At 57.2% G+C, this 20736-nt stretch carries 16 protein-coding genes and 1 tRNA gene; 7 read left to right on the forward strand and 10 right to left on the reverse strand.

What is annotated here, in order from left to right:
- Positions 1–217 precede the first annotated feature (217 nt).
- The 5 genes from WMO46_RS05585 to mazG form a co-directional block, all read right to left on the reverse strand.
- Positions 218–685 (reverse strand): DUF4890 domain-containing protein, encoded by a 468-nt coding sequence (locus tag WMO46_RS05585; RefSeq protein WP_196016619.1) that lies wholly within the window; start codon positions 683–685, stop codon positions 218–220.
- Between the two features lie 148 nt (positions 686–833).
- The gene (locus WMO46_RS05590; RefSeq protein WP_019150332.1) at positions 834–1595 is read right to left on the reverse strand and encodes a LytR/AlgR family response regulator transcription factor; all 762 of its coding nucleotides are present in this window, start codon (positions 1593–1595) and stop codon (positions 834–836) included.
- Entirely contained in the window at positions 1592–2899 is a 1308-nt protein-coding gene (locus WMO46_RS05595; protein ID WP_019150331.1) for a histidine kinase, read from the reverse strand. Before WMO46_RS05595 ends, WMO46_RS05590 begins: the two co-directional genes overlap by 4 nt.
- A 10-nt stretch (positions 2900–2909) precedes the next feature.
- Positions 2910–3443 carry a gamma carbonic anhydrase family protein gene (locus WMO46_RS05600; protein WP_196016621.1) on the reverse strand — a complete coding sequence of 178 codons (534 nt, stop codon included), beginning with the start codon at positions 3441–3443 and terminating at the stop codon, positions 2910–2912.
- A gap of 78 nt (positions 3444–3521) precedes the next feature.
- Positions 3522–4298: a nucleoside triphosphate pyrophosphohydrolase gene (gene mazG, locus WMO46_RS05605; protein WP_349093966.1), complete on the reverse strand. Its 777-nt coding sequence runs from the start codon at positions 4296–4298 to the stop codon at positions 3522–3524.
- Between the two features lie 73 nt (positions 4299–4371).
- Between mazG and WMO46_RS05610 the strand changes: the two genes are divergently transcribed.
- Entirely contained in the window at positions 4372–6531 is a 2160-nt protein-coding gene (locus tag WMO46_RS05610) for a beta-N-acetylhexosaminidase (RefSeq protein WP_349093967.1), read from the forward strand.
- 141 nt (positions 6532–6672) lie between these two features.
- Here the strand turns inward: WMO46_RS05610 and WMO46_RS05615 are convergent, their stop codons facing one another.
- A complete protein-coding gene (locus WMO46_RS05615) occupies positions 6673–7275 on the reverse strand; it encodes a hypothetical protein (RefSeq protein ID WP_349093968.1) in 603 nt (200 codons plus the stop codon).
- Between the two features lie 218 nt (positions 7276–7493).
- Positions 7494–9959, reverse strand: coding sequence for a phenylalanine--tRNA ligase subunit beta (gene pheT / locus WMO46_RS05620; protein ID WP_349093969.1), 2466 nt, complete (start codon positions 9957–9959; stop codon positions 7494–7496).
- A gap of 336 nt (positions 9960–10295) precedes the next feature.
- Here pheT and WMO46_RS05625 point away from each other — a divergent pair, with 336 nt between their 5' ends.
- Entirely contained in the window at positions 10296–11657 is a 1362-nt protein-coding gene (locus WMO46_RS05625; RefSeq protein ID WP_278817171.1) for a TrpB-like pyridoxal phosphate-dependent enzyme, read from the forward strand.
- A gap of 47 nt (positions 11658–11704) precedes the next feature.
- On the opposite strand, the gene WMO46_RS05630 is transcribed toward WMO46_RS05625, so the two are convergent.
- The 3 genes from WMO46_RS05630 to lysA form a co-directional block, all read right to left on the reverse strand.
- Complete coding sequence (locus tag WMO46_RS05630; protein WP_349093970.1) at positions 11705–12280, reverse strand: YdeI/OmpD-associated family protein; 576 nt, start codon at positions 12278–12280, stop codon at positions 11705–11707.
- Positions 12281–12302: 22 nt separating this feature from the next.
- Positions 12303–13205 (reverse strand): DMT family transporter, encoded by a 903-nt coding sequence (locus WMO46_RS05635; RefSeq protein ID WP_195496779.1) that lies wholly within the window; start codon positions 13203–13205, stop codon positions 12303–12305.
- 120 nt (positions 13206–13325) lie between these two features.
- Positions 13326–14489 carry a diaminopimelate decarboxylase gene (lysA, locus tag WMO46_RS05640; protein ID WP_019150322.1) on the reverse strand — a complete coding sequence of 388 codons (1164 nt, stop codon included), beginning with the start codon at positions 14487–14489 and terminating at the stop codon, positions 13326–13328.
- A gap of 117 nt (positions 14490–14606) precedes the next feature.
- Between lysA and lepA the strand changes: the two genes are divergently transcribed.
- The 5 genes from lepA to WMO46_RS05665 all read left to right on the forward strand — a co-directional run bounded on the left by lepA (position 14607) and on the right by WMO46_RS05665 (position 20352).
- A complete protein-coding gene (lepA, locus tag WMO46_RS05645; protein WP_129649818.1) occupies positions 14607–16397 on the forward strand; it encodes a translation elongation factor 4 in 1791 nt (596 codons plus the stop codon).
- Between the two features lie 5 nt (positions 16398–16402).
- Positions 16403–18310: an AMP-dependent synthetase/ligase gene (locus WMO46_RS05650; RefSeq protein ID WP_129649820.1), complete on the forward strand. Its 1908-nt coding sequence runs from the start codon at positions 16403–16405 to the stop codon at positions 18308–18310.
- Between the two features lie 65 nt (positions 18311–18375).
- Positions 18376–18448 (forward strand) — tRNA-Gly (locus tag WMO46_RS05655).
- A 281-nt stretch (positions 18449–18729) separates the two neighbouring features.
- A complete protein-coding gene (locus tag WMO46_RS05660) occupies positions 18730–19971 on the forward strand; it encodes a site-specific integrase (RefSeq protein ID WP_129649822.1) in 1242 nt (413 codons plus the stop codon).
- Positions 19972–19983: 12 nt separating this feature from the next.
- Positions 19984–20352 (forward strand): hypothetical protein, encoded by a 369-nt coding sequence (locus WMO46_RS05665; protein WP_129649824.1) that lies wholly within the window; start codon positions 19984–19986, stop codon positions 20350–20352.
- Positions 20353–20736 lie beyond the last annotated feature (384 nt).

Consider the following 20736-nt stretch of genomic DNA (forward strand, 5'->3'; position numbering starts at 1 on the left):
GTATATCTCTTTTTCGTAGAAGCGCAGACCGGATTGAAAGAGTCCATTCATTCCGCCGCCCCTAAATCCCGGCTCTTAGCCGGGTTAGCCGGATTAGCCGGGCAAAAATAGTATTTTTGCAGCAAATTCACGCCTGCCGCACGGGCGAATCGGCAAAAAAAGGGTGCCAGTCGACCGGACCGGCACCCCGACTGCTACAAGCCTGAGAATCCTAACCTCACTCCTTTCCCTTTTTGTCCTTCGCCGGACGCGGCTTGTCGCAGTTATCCTTGCATTCGGCGTTTTTCTTACCGTCCTTGCCGCCCTTGTGCATCGCCTGCGGACCGTGACCGCGCTGGCCCGACATACGCATCTGCTGCTGTTGCTGCATCTGCGACCACTGCATGAACTGCTCGGTCGTCAGAATCGACTTCATCTTTTCGGCTTCGGCCTTGCGGGCGGCCTCCATCTTCTCGCGCTGGGCGATCATCTCCTTGATCTGCGCGAGGTTGATCGCATAGACCTGCTTGGCCTGCGCCTCGTTGAGCTTCAGCTGCTCGGTCATCCTGTCGGTCTTGCGCTGAGCCATCTGCTCGGCCGTCGGACGCTCCTTCGGGGCATCGGGTTTATTCTGCTGCTGTGCGAAAACGCTCGTTCCTGCCATCAGGCAGAGGGCCGTGACGGCCGCAAAAATCTTCTTTTTCATAACTTTCGAAATTAGGTTGTACATCACTATATAAAAAATGGCTCGTTTCCGGAAATCCCTTTTCCGGGGTCTGGTACAAAGGTAAAGCCAAAATGAAAAACCCGGAGCGGAACTCCGGGTGAAACGACAGAACGGCGCGGTCAACCGCCTATTCGACAGGGTGAACCGACTTCAGCCACTCCTTGAATTCGGGGGCCCGGGCCTTGGATATGACGATCCGCTCGGGCGTTTCGACCGTAAGGTGCAGCGTGAGGCGGCTCCCGAACCACACGGCGATCTCCTTCACCGCGCGGCGTGCGATGATGAACTGGCGGTTGGCCCGGAAGAAATCGGCCTCGGGCAGCAGGGCCTGCAACGCTTCGAGGGTCTTATCCAGCGGGTAGGCCGTGCCGTCGTAGCCGTAGGCCGTGACCTTCTCGTTGAACGTATAGCAGAAGGCGATCTGTTCGCGCCGGAGGGGGATGATCCGGTCGCGCACATGCACCAGGAAGACATCCTCGTGGCGGCGGACGGCCATCGTGCGGACACGCGAACCGTAGTCGCTGCGCTCGGTGGAGGTCAGGCGGCGCAGTTTGGCAAGGGCGCGGCGAACGTCGTCCGTATTGAGCGGTTTGAGCAGATAGTCGATGCTGTTGACCTTGAACGCTTCGAGGGCGTACCGGTCGTAGGCCGTGGTGAAGATGACCGGAGCGGTGATCTCCACGGCATCGAAAATGCGGAACGAATCGCCGTCGGCCAGGTGGATGTCCATGAACAGCAGGTCGGGCTGGGGGTTCGCACGCAGCCATTCGATGCTCTCGGCGACGCTTTCTAGCGTCGCCACGATCTCCATCGAGGGCTCCTCCTGACGGAGTATCGCCGCGAGGTTGCGCGCGGCGGCGGTTTCGTCTTCGATAATCAGGGCTTTCATCCGGCAGTGGGGTTTTGCAGCGGCATGCGCACGGTGAAGGTCCGGCCGTCGTCGTCGATCTCGATACTGCGGCCCGTGATCAGATGCCAGCGGTTGCGCAGGTTCTCCAATCCGATGCCGGTCGAGGGTTCGGGTTCGAGCTTCGGAACCTTGGGATTCGAGACCACCAGCCGGTCGCCCTCGGTGCGCACCGAGATGTGGAACGGATTGCTGCGGGTGATCGAATTGTGTTTGACGGCGTTGTCGATCAGCGGTTGCAGCGAGAAGGCCGGGAGTTTCCACCCGAGGTACTTCTCATCGACATCGACATCGAAAAAGAGCTTGTCGGCATAGCGTATCTTGAAGAGGTAGCTGTACGCTTCGAGGAATTTCAGCTCCTCGTCGAGCGTCATCAACATGCTCTGGCCGTTCTGGATGATGTAGCGGAACGTGTACGAAAGCTGGTCGATGTAGGTCAACGCCTTCTCGTCGTGCTTTTCGCGCACGAGCATCGCCAGCGAGTTGAGCGAGTTGAAGAAGAAATGGGGGTTGATCTGCCCGACGAGCATGTTGTAGCGCGTGGTGAGATTTTCGTTTTTGAGACGTTCGTTCTCCACGACGACGGCCTGCCGCTGCGAGATCAGCACGTAGATACGCCCGTAAAGCATCGACACCACCACGGCGAACGAACATTTCAGCAGCAGCATGTAGTCGAACATCCGTCCGCCCATAAAATTCATCTGGATACGGCCCGTGTGCCACTCGGTGACCGGAGCCACGCAGTAGAGCGCCACGGCGGCCGCGCAGCACCACAGGCAACGCCGCACGAAGCGGGCCATCGAGTAGTTGCGGCGCACGGAGGTCAGGATCGAGAGCATGACGAACGACACGACGAGGTAATAGAACAGTTGCAGCAGCAGTTCCGTACTCTTCGAAGGACCGTTGTAGAGTTTGCCGTAATCGAACTCCTCGCCGTTGTGGCTACGGACCTCCGCCAGCATCGGATGGGCATTTTCGGAACGCGGCAGCACCAGATCGGCCACGATGCGGTCGCCGGGAGCGATGCCCAGCCAGCGCATGCGCCGCGAAGGGACGTAAACGCTGTCGCCGTTCTCGTAGACGAGGTAGCCGTACCCGTCGGGATGCACCGCGAGCACACCTTCGTCGGTCCGCTCCACGATCCGTTCGCCGGCAGGCCGGGGCTGGTTGTCGCTGTTCAGGTCCACGAGCATCAGCAGCACGTAGGAGAAATTGACCACCAGGCTGATCGCCACGGCGACCAGCAGATTCAGAATCAGATCGGCGTATTTGGGCTGCAATTTCATGGGGTTGCCGTTATTCGTCCTCCTTATACCACGATGCGTAAAGCATATAGTCGCGGGCCGTGCGGCGGATGATCTCCTCGCGCTGTTCTTCGGTCACCTCCTTGACCTTTTTGGCCGGAACGCCCGCATAGACCGAGTTGGGTTCCAGCTGCGCATTGGAGAGCACCAGCGCGTTGGCCGCGATGATGCAGCCCGAGGGGATATGGGCGTTGTCCAGCAGGGTGGCGCCCATGCCAATCAGGCAGTTGTCCCCGATGACCGCGCCGTGGATGATGGCGTTGTGGCCCACCGAAACGTCGTTGCCGATGATCGTCTGCGAAGGGTGCTTCGCCTTGTCGTAGATGGTGTGGAGCACCACGCCGTCCTGGATGTTCGTGCGGTCGCCGATGACGATCCGGTTCACATCGCCGCGCAGTACGGCGTTGTACCAGATCGAACAGTCGCGGCCGATGGTCACGTCGCCCAGAATGACGGCCGTTTCGGCCAGAAAGGTGTTTTCACCGATTACGGGCTCATGCCCGCGGACTTTTTTTATCAGTGCCATATATTTCCTTAATTTTTACAAGTATCGCCGCCGACAGCCAAAGCACACTAAACCGGCCGTCGCCCCTAAATCAGGCGTTTACACCTGTTTGGCCTCCTGCCACAGTCGCTCCATGTCGTCGAGCGACATTTCGTGAAGCGTATGGCCCTTTGCGGCAGCCTGTTCCTCCATGTAATTGAAGCGCCGCATGAACTTCTTGTTCGTGCGCTCCAGCGCCGATTCGGGGTCCACGCCGTAGAGGCGGCAGGCGTTGACGAGCGAGAACAGCAGGTCGCCGAACTCTCCTTCGAGGTCGGTTTTATTCCCCGACTTCATCTCGGCCTCGACCTCGCCCAGCTCCTCGCGGACCTTGTCCCAGATATCCTCCTTCTTCTCCCAGTCGAAACCCGCTCCCGCGGCCTTCTCGCCGACACGGTAGGCTTTGACCATCGCCGGGAGCGACCGCGGAACACCGCCCAGCGTGCCGCTCTTGCGCTTCTTCTTGCGGAGTTTCAGCGCCTCCCAGTTCTCGATGACCTCGGAGGGCGTGTTGGCGTGAATGTCGCCGTAGACGTGCGGATGACGGTAGATCAGTTTGTCGCACAGGGCATTGGCCACGTCTCCGAAATCGAACGCACCCTCTTCTTCGCCCAGCTTCGAATAGAACACCACGTGCAGGAGCAGGTCGCCCAGCTCCTCCTTGATACCCTCCATATTGTGATCGGTGATGGCGTCGGCCAGTTCGTAGGTCTCCTCGATGGTGTTGCTGCGCAATGAATCGAAAGTCTGCTCGCGGTCCCAGGGACATTCGCGGCGCAGCGTGTTCATCACCTCCAAAAGACGGGCCGTGGCCGCCAAACGTTTGTCTTTTTCCATTAATGTCGTTCAATTAATTGGAACAAAGGTAACAAAAAAGTAACTTTGTTGCATACAAATTTCACGATTCGCCATGAAACTACGATTTCCGCTGCTCCTCGCGGCACTTCTCTGGGGACTCCTTTTCGCTTCGGCGCAGCCCGCACCGAAAAAGACTACGCCCCGCGCCGGACACTTCACGTTCGGCCCCGGAACGACCGTCGCCGCCGACAGCGGATTGCAGCCGCTGGCCCGCTATGCCGCCGAATACCTCGGCTGCGAGGTCCGCAACGGCGTGGCGGGAAACGGAGCCGTCGTGCTGACGCTCGACGCGGCGGACGGCGGCAATCCCGAGGCGTACCGCCTCGACATCACGCCCGAATACATCCGCATCGGCGGCTCGACCTACGGCGGAGTCTTCAACGGCGTGCAGCAGCTGTTCCGGCTCCTGCCGCCCGAGATCTATGCCCGGAAAGGCGTCGCCGCGGGAACGCAGGTCGCCTGCACGGAGATCGAAGACGAGCCGCGTTTCGCCTACCGCGGAATGATGCTCGACGTGGCCCGCACGTGGATCGACAAAGCTAAAATGAAACGTTATATAGACCTGTTTTCCTATCATAATATCAATAAATTACACCTGCATCTTTCGGACGACGAAGGATGGCGCATCGAGATCAAGTCGCACCCCGAGCTGACGGAGATCGGCGGATTCCGCGGCGGCGATTCGCCCGTAAGGCCCGTATACGGCAAATGGTCAGAGAAATACGGCGGTTACTTCACGCAGGAGGAGATGCGCGGACTGATCCGCTACGCCGCCGAGCGGAATATCGAGATCATTCCCGAGATCGACCTCCCGGGACACAGCCGCAACATCGCCTCGGTGCATCCCGAAATCCGCTGCAACTACCCGCCCGACACGGTATCGACCAACGGATACGATTACCGTTCGGCGTGGTGCGTGGCCCGCGAAGCGAATTACGCGCTGTTGGAGGATATTTTGGGCGAGTTGTGCGAGCTGTTCCCCTCGGAGTATATCCATGTGGGCGGCGACGAGGTCGAAATGACCCAATGGACCCGTTGCCCCGACTGCCGGACGCTGATGGCGCGCCTCGGGACGGACGATCCGCGCCGGTTGCAGGACCTCTTCATGGAGCGGACGGCGGCGATCCTCGCGGCGCACGGCAAGCGGCCCGCGGTGTGGAACGAAGCGGTGCGCACGGGAGCCTTCACGAAAGCGTGCCGCGTGCACGGCTGGGAGAGCGTGAAAGCCTGCCTCGACGCCACGGCGAAAGGGTACCGGACGGTGGTGATGCCGGGCGAATATTTCTATTTCGACATGCGCCAGACCCCCCGCGAGGACGGCCACGACTGGGCGGCGATCTTCGATGCCAAAAAGGTCTACGGATTCGATTTCAGCGGATTCACCCCCGAGCAGATGCGCCGCGTCGAGGGGTTGCAGGGGGCGTTCTTCAGCGAAGCCTACGTTTCGCACGAGCCCGAGAAGCCCGACTACCTCGACTATATGCTCTTCCCGCGCGTCTGCGCCCTGGCGCGCATCGCGTGGAGCGGCAACGGCGAGGGCTGGGACGCCTATTACAAAGAGCTGAAAAGGGAACATTACGACCGCATGGCGGCGATGGGGATTCGTTTCCGCCTCTTCCCGCCGCGTCTGAGCTACAAGGAGGGGGCGTTCACAGCTTCGGCGGACGACTGTTCGGAGATTTTCTACCTCACGGACGGCTCTGCGGAGGAGCATCCCTACACGGGTCCGGTCCGCACCGCGCAACCGCACCGATACCGTTTCTTCACCCGCTACAAGACGGCCCGGAGCCCCTATGCGGCCGACAAATCCTACTGGCGGACCGTCACGCCCGCCGTGGCGATCACGACCTCGATGAGCGAAAGCGAGAAATTTCCCTATTCGAATGCCGAAGGTTACCGCGGGCTGTCGCGGACGCGCCGCGCCTGCCGGCAGCAGGACTGGATTCTCTACACGTTCGAACAGCCGGTGAAGTGCCGCGAGATGTACTTGCAGACGGGAAACCGCCAGCTGCCGAAGACCATCGTGACGACGGGTTACGCCGAAATCTCCTACGACGGCACCCGGTTCGAACCCGCCGGAGAGCTGCTGATGGGCAGCATCGTGCTGCATCCCGAACGCGCGGTGAAAGCCGTGCGGATCGTCTCGACCTGCGACGACAACGGCACGCCCTACGTCACGATTCAGCCTCCGGTCGTAAAACCACGACTCTGAAAATCCGAGTTGAGGCAAAATTTCCTCAACTCAATACAGTAAAAGAGAGTTGTCGGGAACCAAATAGATGCTCAATAGCCACTATACGAAGCGCTCGCTCCATTCGGATCAGAACATGAAAAACAAACCGATCCATAGGTGTTAGATGCAGCCAATGCAACCGAGACCGAGGTGTTCGACCACGGACTTACCGACAGCAGAATTCATATTGGTGACACCAAAAGAGTTGGTCTTGCATTTGTATGTACAAACCAGAGCAGCATTACATCTGCACCTAAATTCGAATCCTAACATGCCATCCGGTAGCCACAAGAATGCCTCTGCCTCATCATCCGGGCCATTCCCATTTACAGAAAACGATCCCCCAGGATATTGAACTTTGCCAGCGGCAACCGAAACGGCTGGGGATTGAAATGTTGGCAAATCTATCTGAACCGGAACACCTTCGTCATTCAACTTCCGGATTTCCTCGTTTGTCCGCCGGATGTCATCGATAGCTCGTTCGTAAAATTCGTCAGGAATACCTAATTTTCTCGCATCTTCCAAGGATATATCCAAGTAAACGAGTTTGTTTTCATCCACTTTGACATATTTGATCAAAATACGATTGGCATCTCTTTCATTCTGAACATTGGAGCGTGTTTGTCCTTCCAGAAGACCATTTTCGGATTCCCGAACCTGCGAACAAGAAATACTGATCAATATTACAAATAGGATTTCCAAATAGAGAATTAGTCTTTTCATAATTTTGATTTTTTGTTTATCAAATGTAAACAAATTCTCTACAATATCGATAGATTCTAAAGTACAATTACCAATCATCGGACAAGATTTGCGCAGATTGTACGATTTTATTGTACCACAGCAATATTCGGACGCCCGAAGTACAAACAGAGTCGGTCCGAATCAAAAGCCGCCTGACTCGTTGCGGGTCAGGCGGCCGTTCGATTGTTCAGCCCGCGTCAGGCCCGAACCTGAGCGCCGCAGCGCTGTTCGAACTGGCGGGTGAGATTCGACATCACGCGCTCGATGGTCTTGTCGTCGAGCGTGCGGGTCTTGTCTTCGAGGATGAAGCTCAAAGCACAGGATTTCTTGCCCTCGGGAAGTTTGTCGCCCTCATAAACGTCGAACAGCGAAACGCTCTTCAGCAATTTGCGTTCGGCGGCGAAGGCCGCGTCGCGCAGCGCCGCAAAGGTCACCTGTTTATCCACCAGCAGGGCCAGGTCGCGTTTCACTTCGGGGAACTTCGAAAGCTCCTCGGCCGCGATCTTCTGCTTCTTCGTGGATTTCACGAGGGCGTCGAAATTCATCTCCAGGTAGTAGACCTCCTGCTTGACATCGGTCAGACGGCGGATTTTCGCAGCGACGGAGCCGATTTGCAGCAGCTCCTTGCCGTTGAGCGACATCGAAAGTCCTTCGCTGAAAAGATCGCTTTCGAGCGGCTCGGTTTTCAGGGCGTAGATGTCGATGCCGAAGCGGCGCAGGAGCTTTTCGGCGACGGCCCGCAGGGTGAAGAACGACGCCTTTTCGGGCTTCGCGTTCCACGACTGAGGGGTCGAAACTCCCGTGACGGCGATGGCGAGCTGATACTCCTCGGAGTAGGCCGCAAGGCGGTTCTCCTCCGAACGCTTCGCCTCGTCGTAGAAATAGCAGTTGCCGAACTCATAGAGGCACAGGTCGCCGTTGCGGCGGTTGGCATTCAGCGCAACGGCCTCCAGCATGTTGAACAGCAGGGTCTGGCGCATGACGTTCAGATCGGCGCTCAGCGGATTGAGGATGCGCACGCAGCGGTCGGCGGGGCAGGAGGTCAGCCCCTCGTAATACACGGCTTTCGTCAGCGAGTTGGACATGATCTCGGTAAACCCGTTGGCCGTCAGGAAATCGGCGGCGAGGTTCATCAGCTTGTTGCGGTCGGGTTTCGGCGCGTAGGAGAGCGTCGAACGAACCTGCCGGGGAACCTCGACGTTGTTATAGCCGTAGATGCGGAGGATGTCCTCGATCAGGTCTGCTTCGCGCTGCACATCCACCCGGTAGGGCGGAACGGCGACCGTGAGCACGCCCTCCTTCTCTACGAGGACCTTCACCTCCAGCGCCGCGATGATCGTGCGGACGGTCTCTTCGGGAATCTCCTTACCGATCAGCGCATTGACGCGCGCCAGCGAGATGTCGAAGACGAAATCGGCGATCGGCGCAGGGTAGATGTCCGTGATGTCGCTCGAAATCGTTCCTCCGGCCAGCTCTTTCATCAGCAGGGCGGCGCGCTTGGCGGCGTAGACCTGCATGTTGGGATCGACGCCGCGTTCGAAGCGGAACGAAGAGTCGGTGTTCAGGCCGAAGCGCTTGGCCGTCTTGCGCACCCACACGGGGTTGAAATAGGCGCTCTCGATAAACACGTCGGTCGTGGTGTCGCTCACGCCCGAATCCAGTCCGCCGAAGACGCCGGCGATGCACATCGGACGTTCGGCGGAGCAGATCATCAGGTCCTTGTCCGTCAACTTGCGCTCCACGCCGTCCAGCGTCACGAACGGCGTGCCTTCGGCGCAGGTGCGGACCACGACTTCGCGGCCTTCGATCTTCGCGGCGTCGAAGGCGTGCAGGGGCTGGCCCAGTTCGAACAGCACGAAATTGGTGATGTCCACGAGGTTGTTCTTGGGGTTGATGCCCGCGGCGCGCAGACAGTTCTGCATCCAGTCGGGCGAGGGGCCGATCTTGCACCCCGTGACCGTGACGCCCGTATAGCGGAGTGCGGCCTCGGCGTTTTCGACGCGGATTTTCACATTCAGATCGTGGTTGTCGGGGGCGAAAGCCGAAACATCGGGCAGCTTCACCGAAACGCGCTCGCCGCGGCTTTGCAGGTAGGCCGCCAGATCGCGGGCCACACCGATGTGCGACGCGGCATCCACGCGGTTGGGCGTAAGGCCGATTTCGATCAGGTAGTCGTCCTCGATATGCAGGTACTCCTTGGCCGTCATGCCCACGGGAGCGTCGGCCGGAAGCTCCATGATGCCGTCGTGCGAGGCTCCGATGCCCAATTCGTCTTCGGCGCAAAGCATGCCCAGCGACTCCACGCCGCGGATTTTCGAACGCTTGATCTTGAACTCCTCGTCGCCGCCGTCGGGGTAGAGCACCGCGCCGACCGTCGCGCAAAGGACTTTCAGACCCGCGCGGCAGTTGGGGGCGCCGCAGACGATCTGCAACGGTTCGGCGGCGCCGACATCGACCGTGGTCAGGTGCAGGTGGTCCGAATCGGGATGGTCCGTGCAGGTCACGACCTCGCCGACGACGACGCCTGCAAGGCCGCCTTTCACGGTCTCGATCTTCTCGAAGCCCTCGACCTCGAGGCCGATGTCGGTCAGTATTTCGGCCACTTTTTCGGCCGGGAGATCGGTGTCGATATAACGTTTGAGCCAGTTATACGAAATATTCATATCGTTGAGTTTTGAATTTGCGGATAATCATGCAAAAGTATAAATTTTTCCGCAAAATACGGTAAAAAATCCGACATATATAGGTACTGAAAATAATTCGTAAAAAATTTGCTTTTTACGAACCGACCGCATATATTTGCAGACGCAAACCCAAGGCGATGATTCATAATTTCAACATAAAGGCATGGTGGTGGCGCCCGCAGGCTCTCGTGAACAATGAGTGCGGAACCCCGCGTGTATGAATTGAAACCGAAAAATACACAAGCCCGTTGTTTACGAAAAGTAAGCAGCGGGCTTTTTCGTTAAGCACATCAAATTCAAAAACCTATAACGACAATGAAAACCAAGAAATTCTGCCTCTCCGAAAACCAGATGCCCACGCAATGGTACAACATCGTGGCCGACATGCCCACCAAACCGCTGCCGCCGCTGCACCCCGCAACGAAACAGCCCGTCACCAAAGAGCAGATGTCGGCGATCTTCGCCGAGGAGCTGATCGACCAGGAGATGTCCACCGAACGCTACATCGACATTCCCGAAGAGGTGCAGGAGATCTACAAGATATGGCGTCCCACACCGCTCGTGCGCGCAACGGGGCTGGAAAAGGCCCTCGGAACGCCGGCGAAGATCTATTTCAAGAACGAGAGCGTGTCGCCCGCGGGTTCGCACAAGCCCAACACCGCCGTGCCGCAAGCCTACTACAACTACAAGCAGGGCATCAAGCACCTGACGACCGAGACCGGCGCCGGACAGTGGGGCGCTTCGATCGCCTTCGCGGCCAAACACTTCGGCATCGACCTGCAAGTGTTCATGGTCAAGGTCAGCTACGACCAGAAACCCTACCGCCGTCTGATGATGAACACCTGGGGCGCGGAGTGCGTGGCGTCGCCCTCGACGCTGACCAATTCGGGGCGCGCAGCGCTGGAACGCGACCCGCACTGCTCGGGAAGCCTCGGACTGGCGATCTCGGAGGCCGTGGAAATGGCCCTGCGCCGTCCGGAGGATACGCGCTACTGCCTGGGCAGCGTCCTGAACCACGTGGTGCTGCACCAGACGGTTATCGGACAGGAGGCCGTGAAGCAGATGGAGATGGCCGATGCCGAGCCCGACATGGTGATCGGATGCTTCGGCGGCGGCAGCAACTTCGCCGGCATCGGTTTCCCGTTCCTGCAAAAGAACCTCACCGAAGGGAAGAAAATCCGCGTGATCGCCGTGGAGCCCGAAGGATGCCCGAAACTCACACGCGGCGAATTCCAGTACGACTTCGGCGACGTGGCCGGATTCACGCCCCTGCTGCCGATGTACACGCTGGGGCATGATTTCCAGCCCTCGGATATCCACGCCGGAGGTCTGCGCTACCACGGAGCGGGTTCGATCGTCAGCCAGCTGATGAAAGACGGGCTGATCGAAGCGCAGGCTATGCCGCAGGTCGAAACCCTCGCAGCGGGCGTTCTCTTCGCCCAGACCGAAGGCATCATCCCGGCTCCGGAATCGACGCACGCCATCGCCGCGACGATCCGCGAGGCGCTGAAAGCCAAGGAGGAGGGAGTGTCGAAGACCATTCTGTTCAACCTCTCGGGCAACGGCGTGATCGACCTCTACGCCTACGAACAGTATCTGGCCGGAGCGCTGAAAGACTTCTCGCCGAGCGACGAGGAGATCGCAAAGACGGTCAACCAGTTGGAGCACCTGATCTAAAACGACGCTTCAGGAAGAAAAGACGGGCTGTCGAAGCCCGTCTTTTTTTATTTCAAATAGTATTTCTCGATTCCGCCGAATCCGGTTATCATTCTGTTCTCCCTGGTTTTGGCGATGAAGTGGTTCAACCGCTTTCCGAACTCTTCGGGACGCATCCTCGCAGCATCGACGTACGCAATCCGGATACGTTTGTAGGTTTCGGGGAACTGCCGGTAGTTTTTCCACACGGTTTCATCTTCTCTCAGCTTGTCGATTATATCTTCGGGAAAGACGAAAGGTTCGGATAAGACGGCCCGTATCTTCTTCTCGAACACGGGGTGGATCATTCCATTCGCCGACAACCATTTGAGTCTCTCCTTGTTGGCCTGCGAATAGGTGCTCTTAGGATTTCTGGGCGAGAACCGCTGAATCTTATGCGCTTTGTCGAGGGACTTCACCGTGCTGTCGATCCATTCGAAACAAAGGGCCTCCTCGACCGCATCGTTGTACAGAACGCTTTTTTCGCCCGACGACTTGCAGGGAAACACGAACCAGACGCCGGGAGCCGTGTCGAAATTGCCGGCCAGCCATTTCCGCCACTCCTCCCGACTCTCAAAATACCGTATTTCAAGTTCCGTTGCCATAATAATGCTATAAAACCGGCCCTTAGGCTTTGGAGCCCAACCAGAGGAAGATCATGCCGACGAGGATGAAGGCCAGATCGACGGCCTTCGAACGCAAGTTGCGCTCGCGGAACAGCACCGCGCCGCAGAGGAACGACACCACGACCGAACCGCGGCGGATCATCGAGACGACGGAGATCATCGCATCCGGATCGCGCAGGGAGTAGAGGTAGGCGAAATCGGCCAGCGTGAGGAATACCGAGATCAGCGGAATGGACCAGCTCCAATGGAACGGGGTGGTGCGGCCGCGCCGGGGCCACCAGACGACGGCGACCACCACGGCCATCATCGCCAGCTGGTAGAGGTTATACCAGCTCTGCACGAAGACCGGATCGAGGCGTGTCATGATGTATTTGTCGTAAAGGCCGCTAATGGCGCCTGTAACGGCCGCCAGAGCGACGAACAGAATCCAAATGTTATGGGTGAAGACGACCCCTTCGCGGCGGCTCGAACGGCTCAGCAGAAAGAGCGACACGAGAGCCAGCACAACGCCGGTCCACTGGTAGGCGTTGAGCCGCTCGCCGAAGATCAGCAGCGCGCCGACGAGCACCATCACCGGGCGCGTGGCGTTGATCGGGCCGACGATGGTGATGGGCAGATGCTTCATGCCGAAGTAGCCGAAAATCCACGAGGTGAGGACGATGCACGATTTCAGAATGACCAGCCGGTGCGCCTCCCACGACCCGGGGGCCGTGGCCAGCACGGTATGGTCGAACCAGCCGAGGCCAAACTCCGCCGAGAGGATCGCAGGCAGGAAAATCAGCGTCGAGAAGAGCGTGTTGAGCAACAGCACGGGGAGCACGGCATTGTCGGTGAGGGCCTTTTTCTTGGCCGCGTCGTAGAAGCCGAGCAATGCCGCCGAAGTGAATGCCAGAGTGAGCCACATGGTGGAATTAAAAATGAAAAATTAAGAATTAAAAATTACACATACATTGTAAAAAAATTCGGGACCCCGAAAAACACGATTCAGTTGGTCCCGAAATTTTTCACTTCTCATTTTTAATTTCTACAACTCGTCGCTGTAAACGGCTCCGGGGAGATCGTGGAGGTTGTAGCGCGAGGCCATCGACATGCCGTAGGCCCCGGCGGATTTGATCGTCAGCAGGTCGCCGCGGCGCGTCTTGCGCAGGCTGACGTTCTCGTCGAAAACGTCCGTCGATTCGCAGGCCGTGCCCACGACCGTATATTTTTCGCTGGGAGCCTCCTCCTCGCGGGCCGTGATGTTCTCGATATTGTGGTACGAGCCGTACATCGCCGGGCGGACCAGCTCGGTCATCGAAGCATCGACGATCACCAGTTTGCGGCCCGTGGCGGTGGTCTTGTTGAACAGCACCGTCGTGATCAGCTCGCCGCATTCGGCGACGATCGAACGCCCGAACTCGAAGTGAACCTCGCGGTCGCCGATGCGCAGGTGGTTGTGGACGATCGAGAACAACGACGCGAAATTGGGGATCGGCTCGTTCTCGGGAACGTCGTAGTTGACGCCCAAACCGCCGCCCACATCGACGAAGCGGAACTTGCAGCCCAGCTTTTCTAGATTCTCGACGATGACGTTGACCTTGTTGCACATGTTCTCGAAGACGTGCAGCTCGCGGATCTGCGATCCGATGTGCAGGTGCAGGCCGATGATGTTGATATTCTTGAACGCCCGGATCTCCGCGGCGTGTTCGAGCACCTCTTCGTAGGAGATGCCGAACTTGCTGTCGGCCTGGCCCGTGTCGATGCAATGGTTGGTCTTGGGGTCGATGTCGGGGTTGATGCGCAGCGCAATATCGGTCACCTTGCCCATCTCGGCCGAGAAAGCGTCAACGAGTTCCAGTTCCTGAATCGACTCGCAGTTGATGGCGAGGATATTCTGCTCGATGGCGTATTTCAGCTCCTTGTCGCGTTTGCCCACGCCGGCGTAGACGATGCCCTTGGGATCGAAACCCGCCTCGACGGCCTTGCGGAGCTCGTTGCCCGAAGCGCAGTCGATGCCCAGTCCGTATTCGCGGATGATGGCCAGCAGGTGGTCGTCGTAGTTGGCCTTGATGGCGTAATGTACCTTATAACCGTATTTTTTCGACTCGTAGACGACGCTTTCGAGAGTCTGGCGCAGCAGCGCCGTGTCATAAAGGTAAAACGGGGTTTCATAGCCCCGGAGCTTGGATGCGATTTGTCTGCTTAACATCTTAAACCTAACTTGTTGAAGTTGCAAATATAAGCAATTTGCGTCATTCCGGCAAATCGGGGGCTTCCTATATATTCAAAAATTTGTGTATATTTGCGACAGATTTTACCCTTATCTATGAAAAACATCCGCAATTTCTGCATCATAGCCCATATCGACCACGGCAAATCGACGCTCGCCGACCGGCTGCTGGAAAAGACCAACACGCTGAACCAGCGCGAAATGCAATCGCAGGTGCTCGATGACATGGACCTCGAACGCGAAAAGGGCATCACCATCAAGAGCCACGCCATCCAAATGGAATACACGGCCCGCGACGGACAACGATACACGCTCAACCTGATCGACACCCCGGGGCACGTGGACTTCTCCTACGAGGTGTCGCGCGCCATCGCCTCGTGCGAAGGGGCGCTGCTGGTGGTCGATGCCACGCAGGGCATTCAGGCGCAGACCATCTCGAACCTCTATCTGGCCGTGGGACACGATCTGGAGATCATCCCCGTGCTGAACAAGATCGACATGGACTCGGCGATGATCGACGAGGTAAAAGACCAGGTGATCGACCTCATAGGATGCAAGGACGAAGATATTCTGCTCGCGTCGGGAAAGACGGGAGCGGGCGTCGAAGAGGTGCTGGAAGCCATCGTGGCCCGCATTCCCGCTCCGAAAGGCGACGAAAACGCGCCGTTGCAGGCGCTGATCTTCGACTCGGTGTTCAACCCCTTCCGCGGCATCATCGCCTATTTCCGCGTCTTCAACGGCACGCTCCGCAAGGGCGACCACGTGAAGTTCTTCAACACGGGCAGCGAATACGACGCCGACGAGATAGGCGTGCTGAAACTCAAAATGCAACCCCGGCAGGAGATCAAGGCCGGAGACGTGGGGTATATCTGCTCGGGCATCAAGACCTCGGAGGACGTGAAGGTCGGCGACACGATCACCTCGGTCGCAAATCCCGCCCAAGAGGCCATCGCCGGATTCGAGGACGTGAAGCCGATGGTCTTCGCAGGCGTCTACCCGGTGGAGGCCGACCAGTACGAGGACCTGCGCGCGTCGCTCGAAAAATTGCAGCTCAACGACGCCTCGCTGACGTTCGAGCCCGAAAGCTCGCTGGCGTTGGGATTCGGATTCCGCTGCGGATTCCTCGGGTTGCTGCACATGGAGATCATCCAGGAGCGGCTGTACCGCGAATTCGACATGGATGTCATCACGACCGTGCCCAACGTGTCGTACCGCATCACCACGACGCAGGGCGACGTGGTGGAGGTGCACAACCCCTCGGGGCTGCCCGAAGTGACGAAGATCGCCAAGATCGAGGAGCCCTACATCCAGGCGCAGATCATCACCAAGTCGGAGTTCCTGGGCAACGTCATCAAGCTGTGCATCGACAAGCGCGGCGTGATGAAAAACCAGACCTTCATCACGCAGGACCGCGTGGAGGTCAATTTCGACATGCCGCTGTCGGAGATCGTCTTCGATTTCTACGACAAACTCAAAAGCATCTCGAAAGGGTATGCCTCGTTCGACTACCACCGCACGGGATTCCAGCTCTCGAAGCTGGTCAAACTCGACATTCTGCTCAACGGCGAGCCGGTCGATGCCCTCTCGTCGCTGACCTATACGGACCACGCCTACGATTTCGGACGCAAGATGTGCGAGAAACTCAAGGAGCTGATTCCCCGCCAGCAGTTCGACATCGCCATACAGGCGGCCATCGGCGCCAAGATCATCGCCCGCGAAACGGTCAAGGCCGTGCGCAAGGACGTGACGGCGAAGTGTTACGGCGGCGACATCTCGCGCAAGCGCAAGCTGCTCGAAAAACAGAAGAAGGGCAAGAAGCGCATGCGCCAGATCGGCAACGTCGAAGTTCCCCAGTCGGCTTTCCTCGCCGTGTTAAAAATGGACTAAGCGTCATGAAAAAGACCATCATCGACCTCTTCGAAGCCTCCGTCGAGAAGTACGGAGCCAAAACTTTCCTGCTCGAGAAACGGCACCGCAAATTCGAGCCCACGACCTATGCCGAAACCAAAGAGCAGGCGCTCGAAGTCGGTGCGGGCCTCGCTTCGGCGGGGATTCGCCCGGGCGACAAGGTCGCCATCCTGGCCGAAGGCAGCAACGCGTGGATCATCTCCGAACTGGGACTGTTCTACGCCGGGGCGATCAGCGTGCCGCTGTCGGTGAAGCTCGAAGAGTCGAACGACCTGCTGTTCCGCATGCGGCACGCCGAGGTCAAGGCCGTTTTCGTGTCGAAATACCAGCTGCCGAAGATCCGCCGCATCCGCGCCGAACTGCCGCAGATGGAGCATGTGATCGTTCTCGGACACATTCCGCTGGAATCCGGAGAGACGGCTTACGGTACGCTGAAACGCCTGGGCCGCGACTATCTGGCCAAAAACCGGGAGGAGTTCTTGAAAACAGGCCAGGCGATCCGGAACGACGATTATGCGACGATCACCTACACGTCGGGCACGACGGCCGACCCCAAGGGCGTGGTGCTGACGCACCGCAACTACACGGCCAACGTCGAACAGTCGCTGTCGCGCATCGACATCCCGTCGCATTACCGGACGCTCATCATCCTGCCTCTGGACCACTGTTTCGCGCATGTCGTGGGATTTTACATCATGATCGCCTGCGGCGCCTCGGTGGCCACGGTTCAGATCGGGGCGACACCGATGGAGACGCTCAAAAACATTCCGCAGAACATCCGCGAGGTGCAGCCGCACTTCCTGCTGTCGGTGCCCGCGCTGGCCAAGAATTTCCGCAAGGGGATCGAAAGCTCCATCCGGGCCAAAGGCAAATTCTCCGAGCGGCTCTTCCGCCTCGCGCTTCGCACGGCATACGCCTACAACGGCGACGGATACAGCCGCGGCCGCGGCTGGCGCATCGTGCTGAAACCTTTCGTGGCGCTGTTCGACGCCGTGCTGTTCCGCAAGGTCCGCGAGGCGTTCGGCGGCAGCATGAAATTCTTCGTCGGAGGCGGGGCGCTGCTCGATTCCGAGTTGCAGCGCTTCTACTACGCCATCGGCATCCCGATGTTCCAGGGATACGGGCTTTCGGAAGCCACGCCCGTCATCTCGACCAATTCGCCCAAGCATCATTGGCACCGTTTCGGCTCGTCGGGCAAGATACTCATTCCGCTCGACCTGAAGATCCTCGACGAAGCGGGCCAGGAGGTTCCCCGCGGACAAAAGGGCGAGATCGTCATCCGCGGCGAGAACGTCATGGCCGGGTACTGGAAGAATCCCACAGCCACAGCCGAAACGGTGCGCGACGGATGGCTGCACACGGGAGACATGGGGTATGTCTCGGAGGATGATTTCCTCTATGTGCTGGGACGCTTCAAAAGCCTGCTGATCTCCTCGGACGGGGAAAAGTACAGCCCCGAAGGCATGGAGGAGGCGATCGTGGACAAGTCGCCCTACATCGACCAGATCATCATCCACAACAATCAGAGTCCCTTCACGGGGGCGATCGTGGTTCCCAACCGCGAGGCTTTGCGGCGCGAGTTGGAGGCCCGCAGAGTTCCGGAAGGGGAACGTGCCGCCGCTGCCGCCGAGATTCTCGGTGCCGAGATCGACCGTTACCGGGCCGGCGGGGTCTATGCCGGGGAGTTCCCCGAACGGTGGCTACCGGCGGGACTGGCCATTGTAGACGAAGCGTTCACAGAGCAGAACGGACTGGTGAACAGCACGATGAAGGTCGTGCGCGGCAAGGTCGAGGAGCACTTCCGCTGCCGGATCGACTACCTCTACACCCCCGAAGGCCGCGGGCTGAAAAATCCCGAGAACCTCGCGTCGCTGAAAAAAATCGTGGACTGAACGCAATTTTCGGGGCTCGAAAACTTGACAAATAAAAAAAACGGAGTAACTTTGTACTCCGTAATGCGGAAATAGCTCAGTCGGTAGAGCATCAGCTTCCCAAGCTGAGGGTCGCGGGTTCGAATCCCGTTTTCCGCTCACGAGATCCTTCACAGAAGGACCTTTTTTGTTGGACAATATTGCGCAGCACGAAGCGAACGATTCTGTATATCAATGATATGCGGAATCGTTTCGTTTTTGTGGCGTAGCAAAAGACAGCAAGCAAAAGCACCTTCTCGGTGTGCCGAATCGTGGTACACGGGTGCGAGCGGTAGAAATGTACCACACTTTTTCGGCAGTGCGTTGAATTACATCGGTTTGCGCCGAACGTTCCGGGCTTTTCAATCGTTTGATTGTCAAACTCAAAATGTATTCGGACGATGGAAAGAAAACGATTCAGCGTAACTTACTTTCTGCGTAAGGCACGCACCAACAAGGCAGGCTTAACCCCTATTCTGGCCCGCATTACAACCAACGGTATCTCCAAAGAGATCTACATCCAGTGTTCGGTTCCTGCCGACAAATGGAATCAATCCAAAGAGCGGGCAACTGGCAAAGACAAGCTATGTCAGCAAGTCAATTCTTATTTAGACGATTACCGCGCAAGGATTCTCGCTGTGCGGCAGGAGTTGATTTCCAAAGGCTACGAGGGTAATTGTATTCAGATTAAGGAGCGGTTGCAGAATCCCACCACGCTTTCGATTATGTTTCTTGCAGAATTAGAAAAATACTGCGAGAAACGACAGGCAGAGGTCGGCGTGCGGATTACTCAACTAACAGCAAACAAATATCATAGGGTACTGCGATATCTGAAAGAATATGTCGCCGCACATTACAAGAAAGATGATATTTTGCTTTCGGCTGTCGGTTACGAGTTTCTCGACGGCTTCAATACTTTCCTGCAAACAGCCCACAACTGCAAGCACAACGGAGCCGTGAATCTGCTCGATTGCGTGAAGAACTTTACCCGCTATTGTCTACGTAACGAGTGGATAGAGAAAGACCCGTTTCGGAACTATAAGCTCAAAGAGGAGCACAACAAAGAGAAAGACCATCTCACGCGTGAAGAGTTGGAGACATTGGTGCAAAAGAGACTGCCGAACGAGCGGCTGGATCGGATTCGGGATGTCTTCGCTTTTTGTTGCCTGACCGGTTTGGCATTCACGGATGCGGAACATTTGAGACGGGAACATATCCGTACGGACGACAACGGAACAACGTGGATTTATAAGCCGCGAGAGAAGACGGCCGTCATGAGTCGTATTCCGCTATTGCCGTACCCGTTGGCACTGCTGAAGAAATACGAACGGGATGCGGAGTTACGAGCGACAGGGAAACTGCTGCCGGTTCCGAGTAATCAAAAGATGAATGCCTACCTAAAAGAGATCGCCGACATTTGCAACATCCCGAAGAACCTGACCACACATGTAGCAAGACATACTTTCGCTTGTTTGGCCGTAGAGTATGGAATGCCGATCGACGTGCTGGCAAAGATTCTCGGACACTCGAATACCAATATGACGCGGCACTATGCCAAATTCTCGGAACAGCTCATCGGTAAAGAAATGCGGAAGATGAACGAGCAGATGTTTTCGGGGGATGTATTACTATTGAATCAATAAGCGGTAATTCCGATGAAAAGAGAATATCTTACAATAGACGGGCATGGGCAGTTATCTATGCCTATTGGCTGCGATAGAATTTGGATGACAGAGATAGAGTTGGCGGAATTGTTCGGGATTCTTGTTCCGACGATTCGGACGGCGATTAAAGCGCTTTACAAAAGCGGCATCGTGCGGGAATCGGAGACAAAGCGATGTATTCGCCTACCGAACGGAAACGGGGCCGACGCCTATAACCTCGAAACGATCTTTGCGCTGGCATTTCGGCTGAATAGCCGCCATGCGGCAATCATTCGACAATGGTTGTTGCAAAAGACGACAGTACGAACTCGGACAATTTTGCCGATTGTGGTTTCAACCACCTTGAATAGCTGTTGTTAAAAGTAACGACGGGCAGGAATTACCTGCCCGTTATTGTTGTACGTTTGCATATTTATATGTTTATATGCAAATCGGTTGGTACGTACCAATGTTGCAATGTACTAACCAATCTGCGGATATATATTTCATCCGATATTCGAATATTCAATCGGTATGATAACACGACAATGAATCAACAAATCAATCGATAAAACAGGTTTTATATTTTGTTAGCATCGGCTAACAGCAAGGTGTGTATCGAGTTACTCGATACCTTTTGAGTTACTCAAAAGCCTTGCCCTGGCGGGGAGCAATCGCCCTTCGAAGTCGGACGATGCTGGGATCGACATGCCGGGGAGTGCCGGCGGAGTGGAATCGTGGCTGAAAAGAATCGGAATTTGAGCC

This window comes from Alistipes intestinihominis, from assembly GCF_040095975.1.
In the GTDB taxonomy this organism is placed as follows: domain Bacteria; phylum Bacteroidota; class Bacteroidia; order Bacteroidales; family Rikenellaceae; genus Alistipes; species Alistipes senegalensis.